This is a genomic window from Prauserella sediminis (assembly GCF_014195435.1).
Taxonomy (GTDB): Bacteria; Actinomycetota; Actinomycetes; order Mycobacteriales; family Pseudonocardiaceae; genus Prauserella; species Prauserella salsuginis.
Window position 1 is genome coordinate 3,718,052 of sequence record NZ_JACIBS010000001.1, and the last position, 24,491, is coordinate 3,742,542.

A 24,491-nucleotide genomic window follows, 5' to 3' on the forward strand; every position below is an offset into this window, starting at 1 on the left:
TATGGGAAGCCCTTGTTCGATCGGAGGAATGATGGCCGACGTGACCGTCGAGACCCTTGTCGAGGAAACCGAGTTCGGTCTCGTCACGGTCGCCGGTGTGCGGGGCTCGGCGATGAAGAGTCCGTTGACGTGGGCGTTCATCAGCGAACAAGGCGATCCCTCGCCGTACCTCAGCGGTGGGGAGCTGATCCTCACGACCGGTTCGGGACTCGGGCAAGACCGCGCAACCATGCGGCACTACGTCGAACAACTGGCGAAGGCTGGTGCCGCCGCGCTGGGTTTCGGCATCAGCACCTTCTACTCGGAGGTGCCACCCGAATTGATCAACGCGGCCGAGTCCGCAGGGCTGCCGCTACTGGCTGTGCCCGCCGGTACGAGGTTCGCAGCGATCAGCCAGTTCGTCACCGACCATGTGTCGGACGACTGTCAGGAGGGGTTGCAGTACGCGGTCGCCGCACAGCGAGATCTCACGCGCGCCTCGGTGTCACCGTATGCGGCCCGAACGATCGTCGAGCGGCTCGCCAAGGTGACCCGTAGTTGGGCGCTGCTGCTCGATCAGGACGGCCGGCTCCGTGCGGCGGGGCCCGGCGCACGGCTCCATCTTGCCCGTATCCAGATCGATCTGCCGAGGCTCGGCGAGCAGAGCGGCGCCACGAGCCTGACCATGAACGTGGCCGGTGAGTCGGTGGTGCTCTTCAGCCTGAATGTCGGCGAGCGCGTTCGCGGATATTTGGCGGTCGGCAGATCGGCTCCGTTCAACCGAGCCGAGCAGGATGTGCTGGCCTCGGCGGTCTCACTACTGCGCGCCGACCTGCAGAGTGCTTCCAGCGTCCTGGATGCGCAGCGCCGGCAGCGTAAGGCCGTATTCGAGGCGATTGCCGCCGGTGAGGCGAGGCTGGCCACCGACATCGCAGAAGTGCTCGGCGTGGACTGCCCGGAAGGCAATCTGCGGGTTGCTCTGCTCGGGGTGCCTGCCGGTTATGAGCATGAACTGCTCGAACACGCTGAGCGAGATCGGGGACTGCGCACCGTGTCTGCACTCGTCGTCGAATGGGATCGTGGTCGCGTCGTCGTCGTCATGCCCCCGGCCGAAGGTGATATCCGTACCCTGGAGTCGCTGCTGCGGCGTATCCCGCACGCGCGCGGCGCGGTGAGTGACCCGACGCCCGCACAGGAGTTCCCGGAGGCGTGGCAGCAGGTCCGCTCGGTCTTCTCGAGTGCACCGGGTGCGGCAGGCAAGCTCGCATTCGCCGGTGACGTAGCCACTTCTGGGTTGATCCGCCACCTGACTTCGGCCGAGGCGCGTGGGTGGGCGGACATGCTGCTGGCACCGCTAGCGGAGAAGAACCGGGCCTCGAAGATCGATCTACGGCACACGTTGCGTACTTTCCTTGCACACAACGGGCAGTCGGACGCCTCCGCCGCCGTACTCGGAATCCACCGCCACACGTTGCGTTACCGCATGGGCAAAGTGGCCGAGGTGCTGGGCTGCGATATCGAGGACCCCACCACCCGTGCCGAGCTGTGGATCGCGCTCCAGCTTACTGACCAGCCATAACGGAGTCCACTACTCCAGCACGGAACGGACGACGCGAGTCGTTGTCCAACATGCGCACTACCCAATCGCTCCCGGCTTGACGACTATCTGTCGTGCAGGTCACGGCGCAGAGTACGTCATGGCCATCACGCAGAACGCCCACCAACGACGGTGCGCCTGGAGGCGAGATGGGTACATCGCTCTATCCCCCGCAGCTGATCGCCAACTCGAGGACGCTCTACCTCGTCTGGACTCCCGCAGATCCAGACGCCGTTGCGAAGCTCGTCCCGGAGGGGCTCAGCCCTGCACGAGACCATTCGTGCTACATCAATCAGTATGTGGTCGACGGGTCGGACCAAACATCTGCGACCGGCGCGGAATCTTTCGGCGCCTACTCGTTGACGTACCTGGGGGTGAACCTCTCCGGACTCGATACCGAGGCCGGCGTGCCAGGTCGTTGGTGGACGCACTACTACAACAGTTCAGACGCCATGCGCCGGTACGCGGCGGCGCGCGGAGTCCCGGTCGGCGAGCCGGGAACGACGTCGGTGGAGTTGAGCGGCACCGAGTTGGTGGTCACCACACGTATCGAAGGCGTTCCAATCATCAGGACCGTCGCCGATGTGAGGGTAGGCAACACGCAACGCGTCGGTGGGCAGCTTCGCTACATCACCCGTCGCGACGGTGAGTTCATCAGCGGCCGCTATCCCTACGTCGCCGATATCGCGGAAACGTTCGAGGTGAAAAGTTTCGAATTCCTCGACAGGACGCACTCCACCTACGCCCTGAGGCCCGCGGATCCACTGGACGTCACATTCGGCTTCTACTCGCCTTCGATGACGTTCTGCTATCCGGGTGGGGAGGGCCCGCTCGGGTCGGAGCACGGCAGCTGACCAGCCCGGCCCGCGAATTCCTATTTCTATACCCCAAGGAGTGAGAACATGGCGCTGTTGGAACGCGCTCAATGGTACGACATCGCGCGTGACACCGAATGGAAACCGCGGTACGTCACGACCGATGAACTGTTCCCGCCCGAATTGAGCGGTGGCGAGGGGTTGCCGGATGACATCTGGGCGCACTACGACGAGCCGTACAAGATTAGCTACCGCGAATACGTCGACGTACAGCGTCAAAAGGACGCGGGTGCTTACTCGGTCAAGGCAGCGTTGGAGCGGGCCGACCTTTACAACAAGGCCGACCCCGGGTGGATCTCCATCCTGAAGGAGCATTACGGAGCCGTCGCACTCGTCGAGTACGGTGCGTCCCTTCAGGAATCTCGCTTCGTGCGCTGGTCCAAGGCGCCTGGCATGCGCAACATGGCCACGTTCGGCATGCTCGACGAGATCAGGCACGGCCAGATCCAGCTGTACTTCCCGCATGAGTACATCAACAAGGACAGGCAGTTCGAGTGGTCACATGCCTCGATGTTCTCGAACAACTGGGTGAGTCTCGGTGCCAGGCACTTCTTCGATGACGTGATGATGACAAGGGATGCGCTGTCGACATCCATCTTCGCGAACTTCGCCTTCGAGACAGGATTCACCAATCTGCAGTTCATCGGCCTGTCCGGCGACGCCGCGAACGCCGGGGACTTTACCTTCTCGAAGCTCATCCAGAGTATCCAGTCCGACGAGGCGCGACACGCGCAGCTCGGAACTCCGTTGCTGCAGATGCTCATCGAGAACGGTCAGAAGGAACAGGCGCAAAAGAAGATCGACATAGCGTTTTGGCGCTCGTACCGACTGTTCACCATCCTTTCCGGTATTCCGATGGACTACTACGTCCCGCTGGAGCACCGGCATGAGTCATTCAAAGACTTCATGCAGGAGTGGATCGTCACGCAGTTCATGCGATCGCTGGAAGACCTCGGCTTGTCGAAGCCGTGGTACTGGGACATCTTCCTGCGCGACATCTCCGAACACCACCACGGCCAGCATCTCGGCACGTATTCCTGGCGGCCGACGCTGTGGTGGAACCCGGCGGCGGGAGTGAGCCCCGAGGAGAGGGATTGGCTTGAGGAGAAGTACCCAGGCTGGAACGACACGTTCGGCAAGGTCTGGGACGTGATGATCGACAATTTCGCACACGGACGATCGGACAAGACTGTACCGAACACCCTGCCGCTCATCTGCAACGTCTCGCAGTTGCCCATCGTGGGAACGCCGTCGCAAACACTGCGGGACACCTCGATCGTGCACGAAGGACGCCGCTACCACTTCGCGTCCGAGGTGGACAAGTGGATTTTCGAGGACGATCCGGAGCGCTACAAGCACCACAAGAACCTGATCGATCGGTTCCTCGGCGGCGATATCGAGCCAGCAGACCTCGGCGGGGTTCTGGAGTACATGGGCCTCGGTGTGGTTGGCCCTGGTGGGGAGGACGCGCACGGCTTCGAGTGGGTGGAGACCTATCGCAAGCGCCTAGCGAACGCCGGCTGATCGTACGAAAAGGGAGACGAGAGACGATGGCAACCATTCCATTGGCGACCAACTTCGACGGTGACTTCGTGCTGAAGCTGCTGCCCATCGATTCGGCAAACACGATGGACGAGCTCGCCGCGGCCGCCGCCGAGAACGTGATCGGTATCCACGTGCACGACCAGCCGGGAAAGACTCTGCGCGTGCGCAAGCAAGGTGCGGCGGAGCCGTACGCACGGGCGACGACGGTCGCGGAGGCGGCACTCGAGCCCACCGAATGCGTCGAAATCTACTTCGAGTGAGGGGCAGCGCCGATGAGTACCAATGACGCGATCGAGCGGCCGGTGGGGCCGGTGCTGCAGACCGGCGAGGTCGCCCGAGCGGTGGCAGAGGCCGCCGTGATCGATAACGAGGACCGGCGGGTGGACGTCAAGGACCGCGGATCCTACGTGCGGGTCGAGGTGGACGGCGGCGAATGCGTCCTCCGCCGCGAGACCATCGCCGCGGAACTGGGACGCCCGTTCAGGATGTCCGAACTCGAGCTGATCATGCCGTCGTTCGTCGGCCGGATCGACACCGGCAGTGACGTCTACCGCTTCTACCTCGGGAACAAGGAGGGCAACGAATGAGCGCGCCGATGAAGCCACTGAAGACCTGGGAACACCTAGCGAAGAGGCGCCGCAAGCCCAGCGAGTACGAGATCGTCTCGACGAAATTGCTGTGGCACATGCGGGACAGGGAACAGCCGTGGGACGTGGGTCATACCGGACCGCTGGCCGAGCACTACCGGAAGTACCGGAACGGAAGCCCGATCACGCACCCGGACTGGGACTCCTTTCGCGATCCCGACGAGCTGGTGTATCGGACTTACAACATCCTGCAAGACGGTCAGGAGTCCTATGTCGACGGCCTTCTCGACCAGCACAACGCGGAAAGCCACGACAAAGGCCTTGCCTCGGAATGGGCCGCGACTCTGGTCAAGCTCTACACGCCGAGCCGCTATGTCATCCACACTATCCAGATGGCCAGCGCCTACCTGGTACACATGGCGCCGGCAAGCACAATCGCAAACTGCGCCGCGTTTCAGGCGGCGGACTCGCTTCGCTGGCTTTCCAACGTCGCATATCGGACGGCCGAGCTCGGCCTCGCGCACCCTGGCGTCGGATTCGGCCAACGCGAGCGCGAGCTATGGGAAGAACTGCCGCTGTGGCAGGGATTCCGTGAGCTGATGGAGCGGCAGCTGACCACTTTCGACTGGGCAGAGGCTTTTGTGGCGCTGAACGTCGTTGCGAAGCCTGCCGTCGACGAGATGGTCTTCCGCGAACTCGGGATGAGCGCACGCCGCCACGGAGACACGTTGCACGCGCTGCTCGCGGAGGCCGCGCTGCGCGACAGCGAGCGTTCACGCCGGTGGACCGCCGCACTGGTCGGCATGATGAACGACATTCCTGGCAACCAGGAGCAGCTGACCAGCTGGGTCGACAAGTGGCAGCCGCTTGCCACGGAGGCGATCCGCACCTACGCAGCGGATGTCCCCGAGAACGCCGAGGCCGCGGACAATGCGATCGGCGCGCTGAAGGTCTTCCAGCGGCAGCTCGGGATTGGCAGCTGACATGTCGCCCACCACGACGCGTGCCGACCATCGGATCTCCTTCGCCGACGGTGAGCTTTCGTACGACTGCGCACGCGACGACACCATCCTGCGAGCCGCGCTGCGCGCCGGCCTGTCGCCAGGGTATGAGTGCAACAGCGGTGGTTGCGGCAGCTGCCGGTTCGAGCTCGTGGACGGGACGGTGCACGATCGTCGTCCGGACGCCCCGGGGCTCACGGCAAGGGACCGTCGCAAGGGTCGGAAGCTGGCGTGCCAGAGCGAACCGAGGTCCAATTGCGTGATCAGGATAGGGGTGGGCGGCGGTCTGCGCGCCCACCGGCCGATCAGGCAAGCAGCGACGTTGAAGGAAGTGCAGCCGCTCACCGCCGACATGGCCGAGTTCACGTTCCAGACGGCGAATCCTGCCGCCTTTACACCGGGCCAGTACGCGATGATTCACCTGCCCGACGGGGAGGTCGAGCGGGCGTACTCGATGAGCAACGTCAGCAACTGCCACGGCCACTGGCGGTTCGTCATCAAGCGGACACCGAACGGCCACGCCAGCTCGCTGCTTTTCGACAAGCTGGAGCCCGGCGCAACCGTGACTCTCGACGGCCCGTTCGGCAACGCCTACCTGCGTCCAGATGATGGACGCGACATCGTGTGTGTCGGTGGCGGTTCCGGTCTCGGCGCCATGGTGAGTGTGGTACTCGGGGCTGCCGCTCAACCGGGCGCCGAGAATCGGACCGTGCATTTGTTCATCGGGGCACGGAACGCGGCCGACCTCGTGGTGCCGGCGCCGGTGGAGATGGCCGCCCGCAGGTTGAATTCTCTGCAGATTCACACCGCGCTGTCCGAGGAAGTCGTACAGGGCGGCGGTTCGGCGGGTAACGCACTGGTCGAGGGAGCGTATCCGGGCTTCGTGCATGAGGCGGTCGTCACCGATCTCGGAGAGTCGTTGGAGAGCTTCACCTTCTACGCCGCTGGTCCGTCCGCGATGACCGAACAGCTGGCCAGGTCCCTTGTCGTGGAGCGCGGTGTCGATGCGGACCGGCTGCATTTCGACCGATTCTGCTAGAGGGGCACGGCGCATGCTCGCGTCCCGCGCGTTTGAAACCGAGCACTAAGGAGCGTCCTGGCTATGGGATTCGTTCGAGTATGCACCCTGGATGACATCTGGGAGGGCGAGATGGAGTCCTTCGACGTCGGCGACAAGGAGGTGCTAGTCGCTCATCTTGACGGCGGCGACGTCGTCGCCACCCAGGCAATCTGCCCGCATCAGCAGATCGAGCTGGTGGAAGGGGAGCTCGAGAGTACGACGCTGACTTGCAAAGCACACTTGTGGCGTTTTGACCTGACGACGTGCGAAGGGATCAACCCGGACCACGCCCGCCTCGCGCGGTATCCGGTGAAGCTCGACGGCGACGACGTGTACATCGATCCGGACGGCGACACACCCAAGGTCGCGCACTCCTGACACGGACGCCGAATTTCAACCATTCCGAATCAACGACGATGAGGAGACACCCACGATGTCCCTACATGAGGTGCAGTCCCCGATTCCGGGGGTGTTCTATCGCAGTCCTGAGCCGACGATTCCCGCGTATGTGGAGGTAGGGCAGATGGTCGCGGAGGCCGACACCATCGGGCTTGTCGAGGTGATGAAATCGTTCCACCCAATCACGGCTGGCGTGGCGGGGAAAGTGGTGGAGATCGGCGCCGAGAACGAGTCGGTCGTGAATGCCGGTGAGGTGCTGATGTCGATCGAGGTCAGCTCATGAAACGGTTACTGATAGCCAACCGTGGCGAGATCGCGGTACGCATCATCCGCGCGGCACGTGATCTGGGAATCCAGACGGTGGCCGTGGCAAGCGATGCCGATATCGAGGCCAAACATGCCAGGATCGCCGACGAGGTCGTGCACATCGGTCCCGCGCCGGCGACCAAGAGCTATCTTGATACGGACGCGCTGGTACGCGCCGCGAGGGAATCCGGTTGCGACGCGGTCCATCCTGGCTATGGCTTCCTATCCGAGCGAGCCTCGTTCGCAGCCGCGGTGGCCGACGCCGGGTTGACCTTCGTCGGTCCCGACGCCGCCGTGATCGATCAGATGGGCGACAAAGTGCGCGCGCGGCAAGTGGCCGGCGAGGCCGGCGTACCGACGGTACCCGGTACGTGGGAGGGCACCACGGACCTGGCGGAGGCCATCGAGGCGGCAGGTGAGGTCGGTTACCCGATCATGCTGAAAGCCGCCGCCGGAGGTGGTGGCCGTGGCATCCGGGTGGTGGAGAACGAGGACGAGCTCTCGACCGACTTCCCGACTGCGTCGAGCGAGGCCGCGAAGGCTTTCGGCGACGGAAGGATGTACCTGGAGCGTTTCGTACGCAGTGCGCGCCATGTCGAGGTACAGGTACTCGGCGATGGTGACGACGCCGTGCATCTCTACGAACGGGAATGCTCGTTGCAGCGCCGTCGCCAGAAGGTGATCGAGGAGGCGCCATCACCGGGTATCACCGGCGCGGTACGCGGTGACATGGCGGAAGCGGCGGTACGGCTCTGCAAGCAGGTCGGGTACCGAAACGCGGGTACCTGCGAGTTCCTCGTCGACGATGAGACCGGTGAGTTCTTCTTCATCGAGATGAACACCCGTATCCAGGTTGAACATCCGGTGACGGAGTTGATCACCGGTATCGACCTCGTGGCTGCACAACTGCGCATCGCCGCCGGGGAACCGCTCTGGCTGCGCCAAAGCGATATCACGGTGTCCGGGCACGCTATCGAGTCGCGGATATGTGCGGAGGACCCGAAACGCGGATTCCTGCCAGGTCCGGGAAAGATCGACCATGTCGAACTGCCGGGTGGGCCGTGGGTTCGAACCGATTCCTGGCTTGCACCGGGGAGCCAGGTCCCACCCTTCTACGACTCCCTGGTCGGCAAGCTGATCGTGTGGGGTGAGGACCGTGGCACGGCAATCCGGCGTGCGAAGCGCGCGCTGGCCGAGTTCGTGGTCGACGGTGTCCCGACAACGACCGGGTTCTTGGACGAACTGCTTTCGCAGCCTTGGTTCGCCGAAGCGGATTTCGACACGGGATCCCTCGAGCGATGGCTCGAGGACGGCGCGCGCAGCACCAGTCAGGAGGGCGTTGATGAGTAGTGCAGTCGCCGATACCACACGCTACAGCTGGGGCGGTGATGAGCACATCTTCGTGGAAATGGCTGAATCGATGAGCCTGCCGGCGCATATCAAGTCGATGGCCATCACCACCTCGCTGCGTAAGAATCGCCCGGACGGGATACTGGAGATCTGCCCGGCGAATGCCTCATACCAGGTGCGATACAACCCGGATGTCATCGAACCGCGGGCGTTGCTTGCTCAACTCAAGGAGATCGAGAAGCAGGTCGGCGACGCGACCGAGTTCAGCCTCTCGACGCGTATCCTGGAGATTCCGGTTCTCTACCAGGACCCCTGGACCACGGAGACCCTGATGCGCTTTCGCGACCGTCATCAGGATCCGGAATCCACGGACATCGAGTACGCGGCACGTATCAACGGGCTGTCCGGCGTCGATGAGTTCATCGAGGTGCACTCCCGGTCGCCCTGGTTCACCTCAATGGTCGGCTTCGTGACCGGACTTCCTTTTATGTTCCAGATGGTCCCGCAGGAGCGGCAGCTCGTCGTGCCGAAGTACCTCCGACCGCGAACGGACACGCCGAAGCAGACCGTGGGCCACGGGGGGTGCTTCGGGTGTGTGTACTCCGTGCGTGGCGCTGGAGGTTATCAAATGTTCGGGATCACACCGTCGCCAATCTACGATTCGACACTATCCATGCCGGACTTCGACGACTTCATGGTCTACTTCCGGCCAGGCGACATCGTCAAGTTCACCCCGATCGACAGAGACAGATACGACGACTACGTGAAAGAGGTGGAGGCGGGTAGGTACACGATCCGCGCGCGGCAGGTCGAGTTTCATCCACGGCGCTACCTGGAGGACACCGACGAATTCAACGCCCGCCTGCTGGAGGTGCTCGATGCCGATTGAGGTCCGGAAAGCGGGGCTGGCCACGACCACCCAGGACTACGGTCGTAACGGATACTACGACGTGGGTATCCCGCCGTCCGGCGCGCTCGACCAATACGCCTATGCGGTAGGAAACCTGCTCGTCGGCAACCCGGCCGACGCGGCCGCGCTCGAATGTACCTACATGGGGCCAGAACTCGCGTTCAGCCACGACTCGGTGGTCGCGGTGAGCGGAGCCGCGATGCCTCCGCGGGTGAACGGCGAACCACGCCCCTTGTGGGAGTCGTTCCCGGTGAAAGCCGGCGATGTGCTCGATTTCGGGTTCGTCACCGACGGTGCGCGCGGATACATCGCGGTCGCCGGAGGAGTGCAGGTGCCTCCCGTGCTCGGTAGCCGATCGACGTACGCGGTAGCCGGGCTCGGCGGCGTCGACGGCCGCAGAATTGCCGACGGGGATGTACTGGAGACCGGAATGGGTGTGGCCGGCCAACCGGGGCGGTCGCTGCCCGAAGACCTGCGTCCTGCTCTCGGAAACGAGGTGGAGGTCCGGGTAGTGATGGGGCTCTACGACCACCTGCTGGCCCCGGCTGGACGAAAGAACTTCCTGGACAGCACATGGACGCTGACCCCGGTCGCGGACCGGGTCGGGTTTCGGTACACCGGCGCCGAGCTCGAGATGATCGAGCGCACTCCGCCGTTCGGTGCCGGGCAGGACCCGTCGAACATCGTGGACGCACCGTATCCGATCGGTTCGATCCAGATACCTGGCGGTGTGGAGCCCATCATCCTGCACCGCGACGCCGTGTCGGCGGGTGGCTACATGATGGTCGGCACCGTGATCAGCTGTGACCTCGACATCGTGGCGCAGTCCGCGCCGAATACCAAGACCCGCTTCGTCGAGGTCTCGATCGACGAAGCGCTCTCCGCCCGCAATGGATATCAACAACGTCTGCGCCGCGCGATGACGTTGTTCGCTGAGTAGAAGGGAAGGCCGCAGTGCCACACGTACAGATCCACTGGTTCGAGGGACGTACCGCCGAACAGAAGCGCGAGCTCGCCGAGGCGCTGACCAACGAGATCTGCCGGATAGGTCGATGTGAGCCGGAATCGGTCGGCATCGTGTTCACCGACGTGGACACGAGCGACTGGGCTCGCGCCGGCAAGTTGTTCTCGGACAAGTGACCACGCCACGCATCAGGAAGGTACGCCGTGTGCCCCGACACGCGCTCCATCAAGATTGCTGAACCCGCATTGCCGCACCCGGTCGAATGCCGGACGACCGGTCCGGCATTCGGTGTGGTGAATCCGTCGAACGGCAAAACGATCGCCGAAGTTCCCTGTGCCACAAAAGCCGATGTCAGCGCTGCGGTGGAAGCCGCCGACCGTGCGTTGCCGCGTTGGTGGGAGCGTGCGCCACGCGATCGCGCAGAAGTGCTACGGGCGGCGTACGAGCTGATGGTTGCCGAGCACGATGTGATCGCGAGCATCATGCGGCTGGAGATGGGCAAGACGGCCGCCGACGCGCACGCCGAGGTCCGCTACGCCGCGGAGTTCTTCCGATGGTTCTCCGAGGAGACCGTGCGTGTTGGCGGATCCCTGCGGCGCGCGCCGAGTGGAAACAACACGATCCTCACCGTGCACCGTCCGGTCGGCGTTTCCCTGTTGCTCACGCCGTGGAACTTTCCCGCTGCGATGGCAACACGGAAGATCGCGCCGGCACTGGCCGCCGGTTGCACCATGGTACTCAAACCCGCAGAGGACACCCCGCTCACCGCGCTCTACCTGGCGGACCTGCTCGGCCGGGCGGGAGCTCCGGAAGGGGTGGTCTCGGTGCTGCCGACGGACCGGCCCGCCGAGTTCGTTGAATGGGCGCTCGGGGACGGCAGGGTTCGGAAGCTTTCTTTTACCGGCTCTACCCCCGTCGGCCGCCGGCTGGTGGCGAAGTCGGCGGATCGGATCGTCAACTGCTCGCTGGAACTCGGTGGCAACGCGCCGTTCATCGTATTGGACGACGCCGACCTCGAAGCGGCCGTTGACGGCGCGATGTTCGCCAAGATGCGCAACGGGGGACAGGCGTGTACGGCGGCTAACCGGTTTCTTGTCCACACAGCGGTAAAGCACGAGTTCACCGAACGACTCACGGAGCGTATGGCCGCCCTCGAACTCGGCCCGGCGACCGACGACACCACCAAACTCGGCCCGGTGATCAATGCGAAACGACAGTACGACATCGCGGATCGGGTAACCGAAGCGATCGCGGACGGTGCCGTCGTACACACCGGCGGGGCTCCGGTCGAGGGGCCGGGATGTTACTTCCCCGCGACGGTACTCGGGGAGGTCGATCGTGAATGCAGACTCGCTACCGAGGAGACCTTCGGCCCTGTTGCGCCGATCATCGAGGTGGCTGACGAGAACGACGCGGTTCGCCTCGCGAACGCGACGGAGATGGGCCTGGCGGCCTACGTGTACTCCGGGAACCTCGGCAGGGCGCTGAGTGTCGGTCAACGCCTTGAATGCGGCATGGTCGGCGTCAACAGGGGCGCCATCTCCGACCCGGCAGCGCCTTTCGGTGGAATGAAGCAGTCCGGTCTCGGACGTGAGGGCGGTTTCGAAGGGATCAACGAGTACCTGGAGACGACGTACCTCGCGGCGCATTGGTAGACGAAAGGTCGATGATGATGGCTACTGTACGGTCTCACGCGGTGGTGAACCGCGATGCGGAATCCGTATGGCGGATCGTGAGTGACGCGCCCGCTATCAGTGCCTGGTTTCCGGCGATCACTCAGTCCGACGGGAACGGTTCATATCGGACTGTCACGCTCCAGGACGGGGCCCGGCTGCAGGAAGAAGTCGTTACCTGTGATCCGGCACTTCGTCGGTTCCAATATCGGGTCGTTGGTGGGGACCTGCCTATTGAGGCCCACCTCGGTACAGTCGACGTGCTCGAACTTGGTCCGAGGAAGTGTGCGGTTGTCTACAGCACCGACATCGAGCCGCCGGACCTCGCGGACGCCTTCGGCCCGGCGATCGAGGAGGCCGTTTCGAACCTCGCTCGGGTCGCATCGGGCTCGTGAGCGAACCGGCCAATCGAACGCGACGAAGTTGTCCGTGACGCGGATAGCGGGCCCCGGGCCCGTGCCCGAACCTGGTTCTCAGTCGTAACAGCGCAGACTTCCTTGAGAGGGGACATGATGGTTTCTCTGAACTCGGACATGGGTGAGTCCTTCGGTATCCACTCGTTCGGCAACGATGACGAGCTTGTCAGTCTCATCGACACGGCGAACGTGGCCTGTGGATTCCACGCGGGTGATCCGACCGGCATTCGTGAGACGGTGGCCAAGGCCGTTGCGGGTGGCGTCACCGTCGGGGCACATCCGGGACTGCCGGACCTGGTCGGGTTCGGTCGTCGCGAGATGAAGCTGCTTCCGGATGAGGCGGAGGACATCGTCCGGTATCAGGTCGGCGTGATCGTCGCCTTCCTCAGGGCGGAAGGAGCCGAGCTCGACCACATCAAGGCGCATGGGTCGCTGTACGGAATGTCCGCACGCGAGCCGGAAATCGCCGAGGCGGTCGCGAGGGTAGCCGCCGACTACGAGGTTCCGTTGTTCGGCATCGCGAGCAGTGAGCACGAGAAGGCCGCCAGGAAGCTGGACGTGCCTTTCGTCGCGGAGTTCTACGTGGACCTCGGTTACCGTGCCGATGGCAGTCTTATCGTCGCGCGCAGGCCGCACGCGACTCCGGTCGACGAGGCGACCGAACGCGCGAAGCGCGCGCTGGCCGACGGGATCGCCACGGCGGTCACCGGCGAAGAGTTCGCGATCAGGGTCGACTCCATCTGCGTGCACTCCGATACGCCGAACGCCGTCGACATCGCCAAGGCGGTTCGTGGTGTGCTGTCGGCTCATGGCTGAACACTGTCGAGCTGGTCCGTATCGCCAAGGCCAAAACGTCGCTCGGTCGGTAGGGGATGAGCGCGACGGCTCCGGTCGGGTTGTCGCCCAAAGGTGGAGCGTGGTCTGATTCCCCAGTACCCCGTACCAGGACCGTGGCGGGCGGTCGAGCTGGGGGCCGATAATCGCCGGCTTCTTCAGGAACGACAAGGCCTGCACCGCTCACATCGCTGCGGCCCTCCACCATGCGGTCGGTTCTCCCGGGCCGGACTACTGCTACGGCGGCTCCATCCCGGTCCAACCGGCGGGCAGTGGACGCAACGCCGCATCACCACACCGGACACGCGGTCGCACAAGGCGGAACTGGGACAGTTCCCGTGGTCGCCTATCACCGATCGACAAGTTAGGCCGTAGGCGCCTCGGCCGATGTCGTGGTGATGGTGTGCTGATCGAATCTGAACCTGGATGGGAGCTGGGTGCTCGTTCCGCTCAACGCCATATCGGTGCACCTGGGGATGGCTGGTCCTCGGTGGCGTGCTCGGCAGCGCGCTCTGCTTCCCGAGGCCGAGGTGCGTGCCTTTTATGCGCTTGCGCTAGTCCCGCTGGCCGGGGCGTGTTTGGCGCACTTTTCGTCGATTCGGTGAAATGTCGGGGCGTTCGCGGTAGTTCGAGTAGGCGGTCGGCACGCGCAAGCCGAGCTCATTGTGGCCAGCGCCTTCGATGGGCACACGCAGACGTTGGACAGCCGGGCAGGCCTACGAGGTCCGGCGGTTGGCGGCTGTGCACGTGCCTCGAGTGAGTCTCTCCTGGGAGTTCGTCAGTGGACGTGGTCGATGTCTTTCAGCCAGGTTCGGACGGTCGTGTTGTGTTGGCCGAGTTGTGGTGGAGCGGTGTGTGCGCGTCGGGGATTGTGTTGGAATCGGAGGGGCGGTCCGGGGATGGTGATCTCGCCGAGTGCGTCGTGTTCGACAGTGAGGAGAAGGCCCTGCGAGCGGGTCTGCTCGTCGTTGTAGACCTGGTCGAGTGAGCGCACTTGGCCGCACGGGATGCCGGCGTCGTCGAGGAGTTTGAGCCAGTGGCTGCGGGTGTTGGTCGCGAGTCGTTGCTCGATGTCGGTGGTCAGGTCGTCGCGGTGGGTGAAGCGGGCTGCGTTGTTCACGAAGCGCGGGTCGTCGGCGTTCAGGTCGACGATGTCGCAGAACTTGCGCCACAGGCCGTCGTTGGCGACCGCTACTTGGAGTGCCCCGTCTGCGCAGTGGAACAGTCCGTATGGCGCGATGGCGGGGTGTTGGTTTCCGGTGCCGTGGCCGACTTCGCCGGCGACGGTGTAGCGGGTGCCGTGGAAGGCGTGTACGCCCACGATCGCGCCGAGCAGGGAGGTGCGGACGATGTCGCCCTGGCCGGTTCGTTCACGGCCCTGTAGGGCCGCGACGACACCGAACGCGCCGTACATTCCGGCGAGCACGTCCCCGATCGGGGTGCCGACGCGCAATGGTGTCTCGGCGTCCGGACCGGTCAGACTCATCAGCCCGGCCTCGCCCTGCGCGATCTGGTCGTAGCCTGCCCGTCCGCCCTGGGGTCCGTCGTGGCCGAAGCCGCTGATGGAGAGCACCACCAGCCGTGGGTTGAGCTGGTGCAGCCGCGTGGCCGAGAAGCCGAGGCGGTCCATGACGCCCGGCCGGAAGTTCTCGATGAGCACGTCGGCGGTCTGGGTGAGGCGGGTCAGCAGCTCGACGCCGTCGGTGGTTTTCAGGTCTGCGGTGACGGATTCCTTGTTGCGGTTGCAGGACAGGAAGTAGGTCGACTCGGGGTTTTCGGCGGGTCCGACGATGGTGCCCCAGCTGCGCGACTCGTCGCCGCCGTTCGGGGTTTCCACCTTGATGACGCGGGCGCCGAGGTCGCCGAGCATCATCGCGGCGTGGGGCCCGGCCAGTGCCCTGCTCAGGTCGATCACGGTGATTCCCTGCAGCGGGCCGTCCGCGGCGGCCGGTGTGGATTCGCCTTCCATCAGTTGTTCCCCAGGCCGACCGACACGTGCTTGCGTGCTGTGTAGCTCTCGAGCATGCCCTCCAGCGAGAACTCCCGGCCGATGCCGCTTTGTTTGAATCCGCCGTAGGACTGGCCCAGCACCTGCCCGCCGCCCTGGTTGACCTGTACCCAGCCGGCCTCCAACGCGTGCGCCGTGCGCAGCCCGGCTCCGAGGTCGTTCGTCCACACGAAACCGGCCAGTCCGTAGTGGGTGTCGTTGGCCATCCGCACCACGTCGGCCTCGTCGCGCCACGGGATGACACACACGACCGGCCCGAAGATCTCTTCGGAAGCGATCCGCCACGTGTTGTCGACGCCCGTGAACACGGTGGGTTCGACGTAGTAGCCCTCCGCCAGTGGCCCCTCGGATGGGGGCAGTCCCCCGAGGGCGAGCTGCGCGCCGTCCTGGTTCATGCCGTCCTCGATGTAGTTGCAAACGCGCTGGTACTGCGTGGCGCTGACGAGGGCGCCGATGTCGCTGGACTCGTCGAGCGGGTCGCCCACGGTGACGGTGCGCAGCGATTCGACCAGCCGCGCCACGAACGAGTCATAGATGCGTTCGTGCACGAACACGCGTGAGCCTGCGGTACAGGACTGGCCCTGGCGAAAGAACCGCATGCCGGCCATGACGCCCCGTGCGACCCAGTCGGCGTCGGCGTCGGGGAAGACGATCTGGGGGCTCTTCCCTCCGAGCTCGAGCGAGACCGGGGTGATGCGCTCGGCGCCGGCTTGCATCACCCGGCGTCCGACCGCGGTGGACCCGGTGAACGACAGCTTCGCGACGCCGGGGTGGTTGATGAGTGCTTCACCGGCTTCCTCGCCGTAGCCGGAGACCACGTTGAGCACGCCCGCTGGGAGGAACTTCTGGCAGATGCGGGCGAGGGCCAACACCGCCAGGGGAGCGTCCTCGGCAACCTTGAGCACCATGGTGTTCCCGGCGACCAGTGCCGGCGAGATCTTCAGCGTGGAGAGCATCAAGGGCGCGTTCCAGGGGACGATGGCGCCGACGACGCCAAGCGGCTCCCGGCGCGTGTAGTCCAACACGCCTGGGTTCAGCGGGATGGTTTCGCCTTTGGCTTCCTGGGCGAGGCCGCCGAAATAACGGAAGCAGTCCACGACGAAGCGAGCCTCGCCGCGTGACTGGGTGCGCAATGCGTTGCCGTTCTCCAGCGATGCTAGGCGGGCGATGCGTTCGATCTCCGGCTCGACCGCAGCGGCGATCAGCCGTATCGCCTCACCACGCTCCCGCGGGGGGAGTGTGCTCCACGACTTGTAGGCCGTGGCTGCCGCGGAAACTGCCTGTTCCACCTCGGTTGTCGAGCCCCGCGGAACCCGTCCGATGATGCTGCCATCGCGTGGGCTTTCGACGTCGATCCACCGGTCGTCCGCGGCGGCTATCCAGTCACCACCTACCAGCATCAGCTCGGTGCCGGGGGTGTCCTCTGTGGTCATGTTCGTGTGCTCTTGGGAACGGGTGATCGTCATCGCGCACCTCGTGATCACTGACCGGGGCGGTCAGCGTGGTTGTCGGTCGTGGGGGTTTTCAGTGCCGTGGGTCGAGGCCCGCGCGTTATGCGACGTATTCGTCGGCCACTTTCAGTGCCTCGTCGTAAGCCGCGAGGCCGTGGCTGAGCTCCTCGTCCGAGATGTTCAGCGGGGGACAGATGTGCAGTCGATTGAAGTGCTGGAAGGGCCAGACCCCTCGGTCTCGACACGAGGCGGTGATCGTGGCCATGGGTTGGTTCGCCTCGCCGGTCGCGTTGAACGGCACCATCGGCTCGCGGGACTCTCGGTCCCGGACCAGTTCGAGTGCCCACATCAGTCCCATGCCGCGGATCTCGCCCACGCTCGGGTGGCGTTCTGCCAGCGCTGTGAGCTCGGCATGGAGCCGTGTTCCGAGGGAGCGCACCCGCGGCAACAGTTGCTCGTCCTCGATCACCTTGATGTGCTCGACGGCGACCGCGCAGGCCAGCGGGTGACCGGAGTAGGTCAGCCCTCCGGGAAAGGGCCGTGCTGCGAAGTGATCCGCGATGTCGCGCGCGATGACAACCCCGCCCAGCGGGACGTAGCCGGAGTTGACGCCTTTGGCAAAGGTGATGAGGTCAGGAGTGACCGACCACGCGTCGCAGGCGAACCAGTGGCCGAGCCGGCCGAACCCGACCATGACCTCGTCGCAGATCAGCGCGATGCCGTAGCGGTCGCACAGCTCGCGGACACCGGCGAGGTAGCCCTCGGGTGGCACGAGGACCCCGTTCGTGCCCACCACGCTCTCCAACAGCACGGCCGCGACGGTGTCGGAGCCTTCCAGCGTGATCACCTGCTCGAGGTGCTGCAGCGCGAGCCTGCACTCGTCGGTTTCGTTGTCGGCGCCGAAGGCGGACCGGTAGAGGTAGGGCCCGAAGAAGTGAACGACTCCGGGCATCCCCGGTTCGTTGGACCAGCGGCGGGGATCGCCGGTGAGCGTGACGGCTCCGGTGGTCGCCCCGTGATAGGAGCGGTAGGTGCTCAGCACCTTGTGCCGACCCGTGTACAGCCGTGCCATGCGCACCGCATGCTCGTTCGCGTCCGCGCCGCCGTTGGTGAAGAACACCTGATCCAGGCCTGTCGGGGCGCGCTCGGCGATCATCCGGGCTGCGGTACTGCGAGGCTCGGCGGCAAACGACGGGGCGATGTAGGCCAGTTGTTCGGCCTGCTCTTGCAAGGCTCGCACCAGCCGTGGATGTGAGTGGCCCAGATTCTGATTCACCAGCTGCGAGGAAAAATCCAGATACTGGTTGTCGTCGTAATCCCAGAACCATGATCCCGACGCACCCGCGACAGGGATGGGATCGATGTGGCCTTGTGCGGACCACGAGTGGAACACATGCCGCCGATCGTCGTCGCGAACGCGCTGTCCGACTGTGCTGAACTCGTGATTCATCGGCCTGTCTCCTTGCTGGCGTGTGCCGTGCGCACCCGCGGTTTTGGATTCCTTATCCGAGATCTGCAACTCAGACTATGTACGCAACTATGGCTAGACAATAGATATTTTGTTACTGTATAAAGTTTCTATGGAGATAGCAGCGCACGTCAGTGATCCCAGCGCCGACGGAATAGCCAAGGCGGTCGGAACGCTGATCACGCAGGGGAAGTTGGCCGCGGGGGATCGACTGCCTCCGGTGCGCACTCTTGCCCGGGAGTTGGGGACGAGTCCGGCGACCGTGTCCGCGGCGTGGCAACGACTGCGACGCTCGGGCATGGTGCAGACCGACGGCAGACGCGGCACGACCGTGCGTCGGCCGACGCCGATCGAGGGCACCACACGATTCAGCGAGATCCATCCGGAGAACACGGAGTCCCTGCTCGATCTCTCCGAAGGGGTCCCGGATCCTCAGCTACTGCCCGACCTGCGCGGCGCCCTGTCACATCTGAGTGTGGAACCGCGTACTGCCAGCTATTTCGACCCGCCGGTGCTGCCCGAGCTCGAGGAGGTGCTGCGGGCGGATTGGCCGTTCACTCCGCAGGCACTGACCATGGTCGACGGCGCCATGGACGCCGTCGACCGCCTGTTGTCGGCGCTGATTCGCCCCGGCACCCGAGTGCTGGTGGAAAACCCCACGTTCCCTCCCATTCTCGACCTGCTGGAACTGCATGCGGCCGAGATCGTCGGGTTGCCGACCGACGAGGAGGGTCTGTTGCCCGACCAGTTGGCCGAGGCGCTGCGCGAGAGGGACGCCGACCTCGTCCTGATCCAACCCCACGCACAGAACCCCTCGGGGCACAGCATGAGCCCCGACCGCGGGGAGCAGCTCGCGCACGTCCTGCGTAACAGCGCCGCACTGGTCATCGAGGACGACCATTCGCCCGGCATCTGCACCACCCCCAGTCGCAGCCTGGGTGAGCATCTACCCGAGCGCACCGTCCTCGTTCGTGGGTTCTCCAAGTCGTACGGCCCGGATTTGCGCATGGCTGCCGTCGGAGGGGCCGAAGGGCCGTTGACAGCTCTGATGCGTCGGCGTCACCTCGGTCCAGGGTGGACAAGTCGACTGCTTCAATCGCTGGTTCTGTTCCTTCTCACCGACACCGAATCACAGGCCGCTGTCGCCGCCGCACGCGAGGAGTACGCACATCGTCGCCAGCGGCTCCTCGACGAACTGGCCGACAGGGACGTCCATGCCTACGGCCGTGATGGCACCAATATCTGGTTGCCGGTCCACGACGAACATGAGGCGCTGATCTCTCTGGTGCTGCAAGGGATCGCTGCAACCCCCGGCTCGGCGTTCCTGACTGAGCCGCTTCCGCACGATCACATCCGCGTAGCGTGCGGGAGGCTGCGGGAGAATCACGCCGAGGTCGCCGACAAGCTCGCCCGGGCGAGCGTCGCCCGTCGTCGTCGCAGGGTCCTCTGAGTCGCCGCGGTGGCTCGGAGGACCCTGCGACCGGTCACAACTTCGGCTGGTGGTCCGTGGTGAACGCCCACGGGCGGCCGATCTGCAGTGCCTTCCCGACCCGGAAGACGGCCTCGTCCTGGTACGGGTGTCCGACGATCTGCACCCCGGTGGGGACGCCGTTGGGCGCGTGTCCGCTGGGCACCGCTAGCACGGGGCAGCGGTTGGCGAGGTTGAACGGGTGGGTGAGGAATGCCGAGAAGTGCGGTTCGACCGGATGGCCGTCGACCAGCAGCGGCTCGAACACGGTCCGGTCGGCCGGGTATTCGGTCAGTCCCATGGTCGGGCAGATCAGTGCGTCGAATCCCTCCATTGTCTCGGCCAGTTCACGCTGGAGGGTGGTTTCGGCCTGCATCGCCTCCCCGAACGGCGTGGCACTGTGCCGTCGGGTCTGCTCGGCCATGGCGAGGGTGTAGTCGGCGAGTTGATCGCCGTGCTGATCGGCGACATGCCGCAGATTCGGGCCCAGGGTGTGGGAGATGTGGGTGATCCAGGTACGAGTGATCTCCTCGTATTTCCAGGGCAGCGCGACTTCCTCGACGGTCGCCCCGCCGGCCCGGAGGGCCTCGGCCACCGCCATGGTGTTCTCCCGCACCGAGGCTTCTACGGGGTAGTCGCCGAGCGTGATGCTCAACGCGATCCGCATGCCCGCGACGTCGCCGAGTTCGGTCGGCAGGGTCAGCTTCGGTACGACGGAGGAGTGATCGCGGAAGTCCGGGCCGGCAAGCACGTTCTGAAACAGCACCGTGTCCTCGATCGTTCGCGCCATCGGACCGTCGCCCCGGTAGTAGTCCAGGTTGTTCGGCGGGGTTCCCGGAACACGACCGTAGGGGGCTTTGAACCCGACCACGCCGTTGAACGACGCCGGAACGCGGGTCGACCCGCCGATGTCCGAGCCCGTTGCGAGGATGGTGCTGCCCGCAGCGAGGGAGGCGCCCGCGCCGCCGGAGGAGCCGCCGGGGGTGCAGTCGAGCTGCCACGGATTTCGGGTGACGCCGTACAGCGGGGTGTAGGTGCTGAAGGCGATACAGAATTCGGGCGTGGTCGTGCGGGCGTGGATGATGCCGCCGGCTGCCTGGACGCGTTCCACGACCGCTGCCGACTCCGTGGCCATCCGGTCGGCGAACGGGACCGCAGCATCGGTCGAGGGCCGGCCGGCGATGGCGTGCTTCTCCTTGGTCGCGACCGGGATACCTTCCAGCGCGCGGGGCGGCTCTCCGCGGCCCAGATAACGGGCCTCCGAGGCACGGGCAGCCTCGCGGGCTTCGTCGAACAGTTCCTCGCAGTGGGCGTTGATCACCGGCTCGGTCTTGGCCGCACGTTCGATGACGGCATCGAGCAGCTCCACCGGCGACAGCTCCCGACTCCGGAACAGCGCCAGGGCATCGGTCGCGGTGAGGTAGTGCAGGTCGGTGTTGACGGGGTCAGACACGGGTTGCCTCCGAATCGGTGGTGGTCGCGACGTTGGGATTCCGTCGGGGGATAAGGACACAGAGAAGTGCGGTGATCGTGACGTTGATCGCGAGAGCGATGATGCCGACGTTCCAGGTGCCGACGTCCAGGCCGCCGAACTGGAGCCACGCCACGATCGCCACGCCGATCAGCAGCCCCGGGAGGATCGCCGCGGCGCGTACTGGTCGTTTCAACATGGCCAGCGCGTTGGCCGGTGCCAACTGTGCGAGGCCGCTGAAGGTCAGCAGTAGTAGTTCGGCCAGTAGGTCGGAGCCGCGCAGGGCCGAGGCCAGTGTGAGCAGACCGATCAGGACGACGGCGCACTGCCGGACCCGAACCATGCCGCGGTCGGTCCGTGTGGGTACGAGTGTGCTGGCGACCATCGTCGACATGCCGATGAGCATTCCCGCCGCGGGCACCATCGCGGTGGCGGCGCCGGCGATGATCACGAGCCCGAGTGCCCAGTCCGGCAGGGCGTCGCGTGCCATCGTGAGTAGCGCTGCGCTGGGGTCGCCGGGCTGGTCGATCGCCAGGGCGGTGAAGCCCAGGATCGTCGGCAGCGTGAGCATCAGGGTGAACAGCGGCAGCATCGCGGTGTTCCGTCGCACGGCCCGGGCGCTGTTGGCGGGAAGCACCGCCTGCCAGGTGTGGGGTGTGGTGATGAAGCCGCCTCCGATGGCGCTGATCGCGACACTGGTCATGAACCAGGTGAGGTCGAAGGTCGTGCCACCGATCACGAAGGCCTCGGGACGGGTGGTCAAGACCTGGTCGAACGTGCCGGCGATGCCATCGGTGAAGTGGAGCGGGATCACGATCACCAGGAAGGTCAACGCGACCAGGACAGCGAAGTCCTTGAAATACGCCGTCGCGGCCTGCCCGCGGACACCGGCGCGGAGCACGAATGCGACGAGGATGACGACACCGACGATCATCGACAGGTTGGCCGAGGTGGCATCGCCTGTCGCCAGCTGAACCATGATGCCCATGCCCTCGACCTGCAGCTGGAGGTACGGGATGAGGAAGACCACCCCGATGAGACCGGAGAGCCAGCCGAGGGTGCGGCTGCCGTATCGAGTGGTGAGGAAGTCGGCCTGGCCGACGCTTCCTTGGGCCTTGCTGATGCGCCAGAGCCGCGGCCCGACGAAGAACAGCATCAGGTGAATGCACACCAGATAGATCGGGACGTACATCGCCGCGACCCCGCCGGCCAGTACGAGCGAGACCATGCCCAGGAAGGTGAAGGTCGTGAAGATCTCGCCTGCCTGGAGGAACCACATCGTCCAGGTAGGAAAGCTGCGTCCACCGACGCTCCATTCGGACGCGGAACGACTCGCCCCGCGGCTGCCCAGGAAACCGATCAGTCCGATGACGATCAGTCCGATGATCGTGACGACGAGGACCGTGTTCATGGCGAAGCCTCCTCGGCCGGCTCGACGTCGAACCCGGAAGCAGCCTCACGGGCACTGATGGTGCGATCAATGAGAAGCATTACCGCCACGGCGGCCAGGCACCACACGGTCACCCAGACGACGACCGACGGCAGGCCGAACCACAGCGCAGGTCGGTTCACGAACGGCAGTACCGGCGTGGCGAGCAATGCCGCGGCCGGCAGGAAAACAAGCGAATAGATAGGGCGCACAGCGATACCTCCATGGTGTGAGGTGCAGATCGCCGGCACGCCGACGATGGGCACTGAAAGTAATGGCTTTCTGTGCGCGATCACAATAGCTATTTTGTGATCAAACAAAATGTGCCTGTGTGCCTGTGTGCCTGTGTGGCTACGGCTCCGCGCGGCAACGGTGGTGGTGGTGACCGAGTGGTCGACATTGAGAGTGCTGCGGCGGTCGACGCGACCGCTGAACCCGGCTACACCGGGAACCCGAGCCGCGCGAAGCTGAGCAAGGGTGTCGATGGTGGATCACTAACCAACTAGCGGCCCCGTAACCACTGGTCACCAAGAGGGCTGCGGCCGATGGCGAATGCGGACGGTCCAGCGGCCGGGCCGCCCCGATCCGCGGAGGATTGTCGGTTCGCGCTTGTACAGTCCGATGCTGTGGCGGAATTTGATCGAACGGAGAAGTTTCTCCGAATCGCAGAAGCGTTGGACCGGGAGTTCGCTTCCCGCGGCATGCCCCTGAAACCTGGTGCCGCTCGGGATGTCTTGCGCGGCCATTTGGATACGATCGCCAAACATCTGCGGATCCAGCGGCGCAGCGCTCTGAAATACATCGACGACGATACAGCCGCTACCTTGGCGCGTAGCTCGTTCCGGAACGTGCAGGAGACCCAAGCCCACGACGACACACTGCCACCACTGCCGTTGGACGGGCCGAACATCGGCCTGCTGATCTCCGCTTTCGCCGTCGCTGCCCACACAGCCGTGATGAACGAAGATCCGGACAACGCAGCCGACCTGTGCGACACGATCATGCAGATCGGCATGACCCTTCGGGACGAGCTAGTTCCAACGGCGTCCGGCGCCCTCATCCAAGACGGACTCCGCAAAGCCGATCTTGCGGTGAGGAACCTGCTTGATGGAACCTGGTCACTGAATCCGCGGGACCCATCGCCCCCGACGAACGCGGAGATCGCCGACCAACTTCGGGCTGATCTGGACAGCATCGACGCGCTCTCTCGTCGCGAGGAGCCGTAATGAACCGCGACAGATAAGAACCGGTCGCGGGATAGGGGAGTGTCTGCCGTGGTCGCCGTACCGATCAGAAGGTTCGGGGTTCGATTCCCTATAGGAGCGCAACGGTTTTCGCGATCGCACGGATCGGCGATACGCCTGTTGGTCAGGGCGCCGAGCTGGCCTGCCTGCTGCATGCCGCTTACGCCGACGAGCTGCTGGAGTCGGTGTGATCGGCTCGTCTGTGAGGTGAGGTGAGGGGAGGGATGCGGAAGGACTCCGTGACCAGGAGGGGCAGCGTGGGTCACGGGGTTCCGCTCTGTCATCCGGTGGCGTCTCTCAGAGGGACGAGCGAGACAATCGTTCTCGGTGTCACTGCTCGATTCGCTCGGCGTGGTGGCTGCCGATGTCGGGGCCGGCGTAGATGCGTACCGAGTTGATCGCGGTGCTGCGGAAGGTGAACGACGTTGCAGAACCGGCCCGTGGAGACCTGCCCGT

24 protein-coding genes and 1 pseudogene are annotated in these 24,491 nt (G+C 64.9%); 19 read left to right on the forward strand and 6 right to left on the reverse strand.

Annotated features, from left to right (window positions below):
• The first annotated feature begins 31 nt into the window (after window positions 1-31).
• The 17 genes and pseudogenes from FB384_RS16860 to FB384_RS16935 all read left to right on the forward strand — a co-directional run bounded on the left by FB384_RS16860 (window position 32) and on the right by FB384_RS16935 (window position 13,478).
• On the forward strand, window positions 32-1,558 hold the full coding sequence (locus tag FB384_RS16860; protein WP_228726452.1) for a PucR family transcriptional regulator: 1,527 nt from the start codon (window positions 32-34) through the stop codon (window positions 1,556-1,558).
• A gap of 167 nt (window positions 1,559-1,725) precedes the next feature.
• Window positions 1,726-2,430, forward strand: coding sequence for a hypothetical protein (locus FB384_RS16865; protein ID WP_183784202.1), 705 nt, complete (start codon window positions 1,726-1,728; stop codon window positions 2,428-2,430).
• A gap of 48 nt (window positions 2,431-2,478) precedes the next feature.
• Window positions 2,479-3,975, forward strand: coding sequence for a YHS domain-containing protein (locus FB384_RS16870; protein ID WP_183784204.1), 1,497 nt, complete (start codon window positions 2,479-2,481; stop codon window positions 3,973-3,975).
• Window positions 3,976-4,001: 26 nt separating this feature from the next.
• Window positions 4,002-4,256, forward strand: coding sequence for a toluene-4-monooxygenase system B family protein (locus FB384_RS16875; RefSeq protein WP_183784206.1), 255 nt, complete (start codon window positions 4,002-4,004; stop codon window positions 4,254-4,256).
• A 12-nt stretch (window positions 4,257-4,268) separates the two neighbouring features.
• Window positions 4,269-4,583, forward strand: a complete 315-nt coding sequence (locus tag FB384_RS16880) for an MmoB/DmpM family protein (RefSeq protein ID WP_183784208.1) — start codon at window positions 4,269-4,271, stop codon at window positions 4,581-4,583.
• The gene (locus tag FB384_RS16885; RefSeq protein ID WP_183784210.1) at window positions 4,580-5,566 is read left to right on the forward strand and encodes a ferritin family protein; all 987 of its coding nucleotides are present in this window, start codon (window positions 4,580-4,582) and stop codon (window positions 5,564-5,566) included. Before FB384_RS16880 ends, FB384_RS16885 begins: the two co-directional genes overlap by 4 nt.
• 1 nt (window position 5,567) lies before the next feature.
• Window positions 5,568-5,819 (forward strand): annotated as a pseudogene (locus FB384_RS27530) (2Fe-2S iron-sulfur cluster-binding protein); the annotation flags it as partial.
• A gap of 24 nt (window positions 5,820-5,843) precedes the next feature.
• Window positions 5,844-6,623, forward strand: a complete 780-nt coding sequence (locus FB384_RS16890) for an FAD-binding oxidoreductase (RefSeq protein WP_323985260.1) — start codon at window positions 5,844-5,846, stop codon at window positions 6,621-6,623.
• 63 nt (window positions 6,624-6,686) lie between these two features.
• The gene (locus tag FB384_RS16895; protein WP_183784214.1) at window positions 6,687-7,022 is read left to right on the forward strand and encodes a Rieske 2Fe-2S domain-containing protein; all 336 of its coding nucleotides are present in this window, start codon (window positions 6,687-6,689) and stop codon (window positions 7,020-7,022) included.
• Window positions 7,023-7,077: 55 nt separating this feature from the next.
• The gene (locus FB384_RS16900) at window positions 7,078-7,326 is read left to right on the forward strand and encodes an acetyl-CoA carboxylase (protein WP_183784216.1); all 249 of its coding nucleotides are present in this window, start codon (window positions 7,078-7,080) and stop codon (window positions 7,324-7,326) included.
• Entirely contained in the window at window positions 7,323-8,699 is a 1,377-nt protein-coding gene (locus FB384_RS16905; RefSeq protein WP_183784218.1) for an acetyl-CoA carboxylase biotin carboxylase subunit, read from the forward strand. The genes FB384_RS16900 and FB384_RS16905 overlap by 4 nt, the downstream gene beginning before the upstream one ends.
• Window positions 8,692-9,588: a 5-oxoprolinase subunit B family protein gene (locus FB384_RS16910; RefSeq protein ID WP_183784220.1), complete on the forward strand. Its 897-nt coding sequence runs from the start codon at window positions 8,692-8,694 to the stop codon at window positions 9,586-9,588. The genes FB384_RS16905 and FB384_RS16910 overlap by 8 nt, the downstream gene beginning before the upstream one ends.
• Entirely contained in the window at window positions 9,578-10,549 is a 972-nt protein-coding gene (locus FB384_RS16915; protein WP_183784222.1) for a 5-oxoprolinase subunit C family protein, read from the forward strand. Before FB384_RS16910 ends, FB384_RS16915 begins: the two co-directional genes overlap by 11 nt.
• A 14-nt stretch (window positions 10,550-10,563) precedes the next feature.
• Window positions 10,564-10,749 (forward strand): tautomerase family protein, encoded by a 186-nt coding sequence (locus tag FB384_RS16920; protein ID WP_183784224.1) that lies wholly within the window; start codon window positions 10,564-10,566, stop codon window positions 10,747-10,749.
• A 117-nt stretch (window positions 10,750-10,866) separates the two neighbouring features.
• Window positions 10,867-12,228 (forward strand): NAD-dependent succinate-semialdehyde dehydrogenase, encoded by a 1,362-nt coding sequence (locus FB384_RS16925; RefSeq protein ID WP_407676084.1) that lies wholly within the window; start codon window positions 10,867-10,869, stop codon window positions 12,226-12,228.
• Between the two features lie 17 nt (window positions 12,229-12,245).
• Window positions 12,246-12,641, forward strand: coding sequence for an SRPBCC family protein (locus FB384_RS16930; protein ID WP_183784226.1), 396 nt, complete (start codon window positions 12,246-12,248; stop codon window positions 12,639-12,641).
• 114 nt (window positions 12,642-12,755) lie between these two features.
• The gene (locus FB384_RS16935) at window positions 12,756-13,478 is read left to right on the forward strand and encodes a 5-oxoprolinase subunit PxpA (protein WP_228726049.1); all 723 of its coding nucleotides are present in this window, start codon (window positions 12,756-12,758) and stop codon (window positions 13,476-13,478) included.
• A 796-nt stretch (window positions 13,479-14,274) separates the two neighbouring features.
• Here FB384_RS16935 and FB384_RS16940 read toward each other — a convergent pair.
• From FB384_RS16940 to FB384_RS16950, 3 genes are all read right to left on the reverse strand, one after another.
• Entirely contained in the window at window positions 14,275-15,465 is a 1,191-nt protein-coding gene (locus FB384_RS16940; RefSeq protein WP_183784230.1) for a CaiB/BaiF CoA transferase family protein, read from the reverse strand.
• Complete coding sequence (locus FB384_RS16945; RefSeq protein ID WP_228726050.1) at window positions 15,465-16,970, reverse strand: aldehyde dehydrogenase family protein; 1,506 nt, start codon at window positions 16,968-16,970, stop codon at window positions 15,465-15,467. Before FB384_RS16945 ends, FB384_RS16940 begins: the two co-directional genes overlap by 1 nt.
• Window positions 16,971-17,055: 85 nt before the next feature.
• The gene (locus tag FB384_RS16950; RefSeq protein WP_183784232.1) at window positions 17,056-18,405 is read right to left on the reverse strand and encodes an aspartate aminotransferase family protein; all 1,350 of its coding nucleotides are present in this window, start codon (window positions 18,403-18,405) and stop codon (window positions 17,056-17,058) included.
• Between the two features lie 130 nt (window positions 18,406-18,535).
• On the opposite strand from FB384_RS16950, the gene FB384_RS16955 reads away from it, so the two are divergent.
• Window positions 18,536-19,873 (forward strand): aminotransferase class I/II-fold pyridoxal phosphate-dependent enzyme, encoded by a 1,338-nt coding sequence (locus tag FB384_RS16955; protein WP_183784234.1) that lies wholly within the window; start codon window positions 18,536-18,538, stop codon window positions 19,871-19,873.
• A gap of 34 nt (window positions 19,874-19,907) precedes the next feature.
• On the opposite strand, the gene FB384_RS16960 is transcribed toward FB384_RS16955, so the two are convergent.
• From FB384_RS16960 to FB384_RS16970, 3 genes are read right to left on the reverse strand one after another with little or no spacing between them, the layout of a single operon-like run.
• Window positions 19,908-21,344 carry an amidase gene (locus FB384_RS16960; protein ID WP_183784236.1) on the reverse strand — a complete coding sequence of 479 codons (1,437 nt, stop codon included), beginning with the start codon at window positions 21,342-21,344 and terminating at the stop codon, window positions 19,908-19,910.
• Window positions 21,337-22,773 carry a sodium:solute symporter family protein gene (locus FB384_RS16965; RefSeq protein WP_183784238.1) on the reverse strand — a complete coding sequence of 479 codons (1,437 nt, stop codon included), beginning with the start codon at window positions 22,771-22,773 and terminating at the stop codon, window positions 21,337-21,339. The genes FB384_RS16960 and FB384_RS16965 overlap by 8 nt, the downstream gene beginning before the upstream one ends.
• Window positions 22,770-23,087, reverse strand: coding sequence for a hypothetical protein (locus FB384_RS16970; protein ID WP_183785759.1), 318 nt, complete (start codon window positions 23,085-23,087; stop codon window positions 22,770-22,772). The genes FB384_RS16965 and FB384_RS16970 overlap by 4 nt, the downstream gene beginning before the upstream one ends.
• Before the next feature lie 330 nt (window positions 23,088-23,417).
• Here FB384_RS16970 and FB384_RS16975 point away from each other — a divergent pair, with 330 nt between their 5' ends.
• Window positions 23,418-24,017, forward strand: coding sequence for a hypothetical protein (locus FB384_RS16975; RefSeq protein WP_183784240.1), 600 nt, complete (start codon window positions 23,418-23,420; stop codon window positions 24,015-24,017).
• The last annotated feature ends 474 nt before the right edge of the window (window positions 24,018-24,491 follow it).

What these genes read in the sequence shown, in the direction of transcription:
- FB384_RS16865 (WP_183784202.1), top strand. Translation starts at nt 1,726, where the DNA reads ATGGGTACATCGCTCTATCCCCCGCAGCTGATCGCCAACTCGAGGACG.
- FB384_RS16880 (WP_183784208.1), top strand. Translation starts at nt 4,269, where the DNA reads ATGAGTACCAATGACGCGATCGAGCGGCCGGTGGGGCCGGTGCTGCAG.
- FB384_RS16910 (WP_183784220.1), top strand. Translation starts at nt 8,692, where the DNA reads ATGAGTAGTGCAGTCGCCGATACCACACGCTACAGCTGGGGCGGTGAT.
- FB384_RS16885 (WP_183784210.1), top strand. Translation starts at nt 4,580, where the DNA reads ATGAGCGCGCCGATGAAGCCACTGAAGACCTGGGAACACCTAGCGAAG.
- FB384_RS16860 (WP_228726452.1), top strand. Translation starts at nt 32, where the DNA reads ATGGCCGACGTGACCGTCGAGACCCTTGTCGAGGAAACCGAGTTCGGT.
- FB384_RS16945 (WP_228726050.1), bottom strand. Translation starts at nt 16,970, where the DNA reads ATGACGATCACCCGTTCCCAAGAGCACACGAACATGACCACAGAGGAC.
- FB384_RS16875 (WP_183784206.1), top strand. Translation starts at nt 4,002, where the DNA reads ATGGCAACCATTCCATTGGCGACCAACTTCGACGGTGACTTCGTGCTG.
- FB384_RS16955 (WP_183784234.1), top strand. Translation starts at nt 18,536, where the DNA reads ATGGAGATAGCAGCGCACGTCAGTGATCCCAGCGCCGACGGAATAGCC.
- FB384_RS16965 (WP_183784238.1), bottom strand. Translation starts at nt 22,773, where the DNA reads ATGAACACGGTCCTCGTCGTCACGATCATCGGACTGATCGTCATCGGA.
- FB384_RS16950 (WP_183784232.1), bottom strand. Translation starts at nt 18,405, where the DNA reads ATGAATCACGAGTTCAGCACAGTCGGACAGCGCGTTCGCGACGACGAT.
- FB384_RS16900 (WP_183784216.1), top strand. Translation starts at nt 7,078, where the DNA reads ATGTCCCTACATGAGGTGCAGTCCCCGATTCCGGGGGTGTTCTATCGC.
- FB384_RS16915 (WP_183784222.1), top strand. Translation starts at nt 9,578, where the DNA reads ATGCCGATTGAGGTCCGGAAAGCGGGGCTGGCCACGACCACCCAGGAC.
- FB384_RS16940 (WP_183784230.1), bottom strand. Translation starts at nt 15,465, where the DNA reads ATGGAAGGCGAATCCACACCGGCCGCCGCGGACGGCCCGCTGCAGGGA.
- FB384_RS16930 (WP_183784226.1), top strand. Translation starts at nt 12,246, where the DNA reads ATGGCTACTGTACGGTCTCACGCGGTGGTGAACCGCGATGCGGAATCC.
- FB384_RS16895 (WP_183784214.1), top strand. Translation starts at nt 6,687, where the DNA reads ATGGGATTCGTTCGAGTATGCACCCTGGATGACATCTGGGAGGGCGAG.
- FB384_RS16905 (WP_183784218.1), top strand. Translation starts at nt 7,323, where the DNA reads ATGAAACGGTTACTGATAGCCAACCGTGGCGAGATCGCGGTACGCATC.
- FB384_RS16870 (WP_183784204.1), top strand. Translation starts at nt 2,479, where the DNA reads ATGGCGCTGTTGGAACGCGCTCAATGGTACGACATCGCGCGTGACACC.
- FB384_RS16935 (WP_228726049.1), top strand. Translation starts at nt 12,756, where the DNA reads ATGATGGTTTCTCTGAACTCGGACATGGGTGAGTCCTTCGGTATCCAC.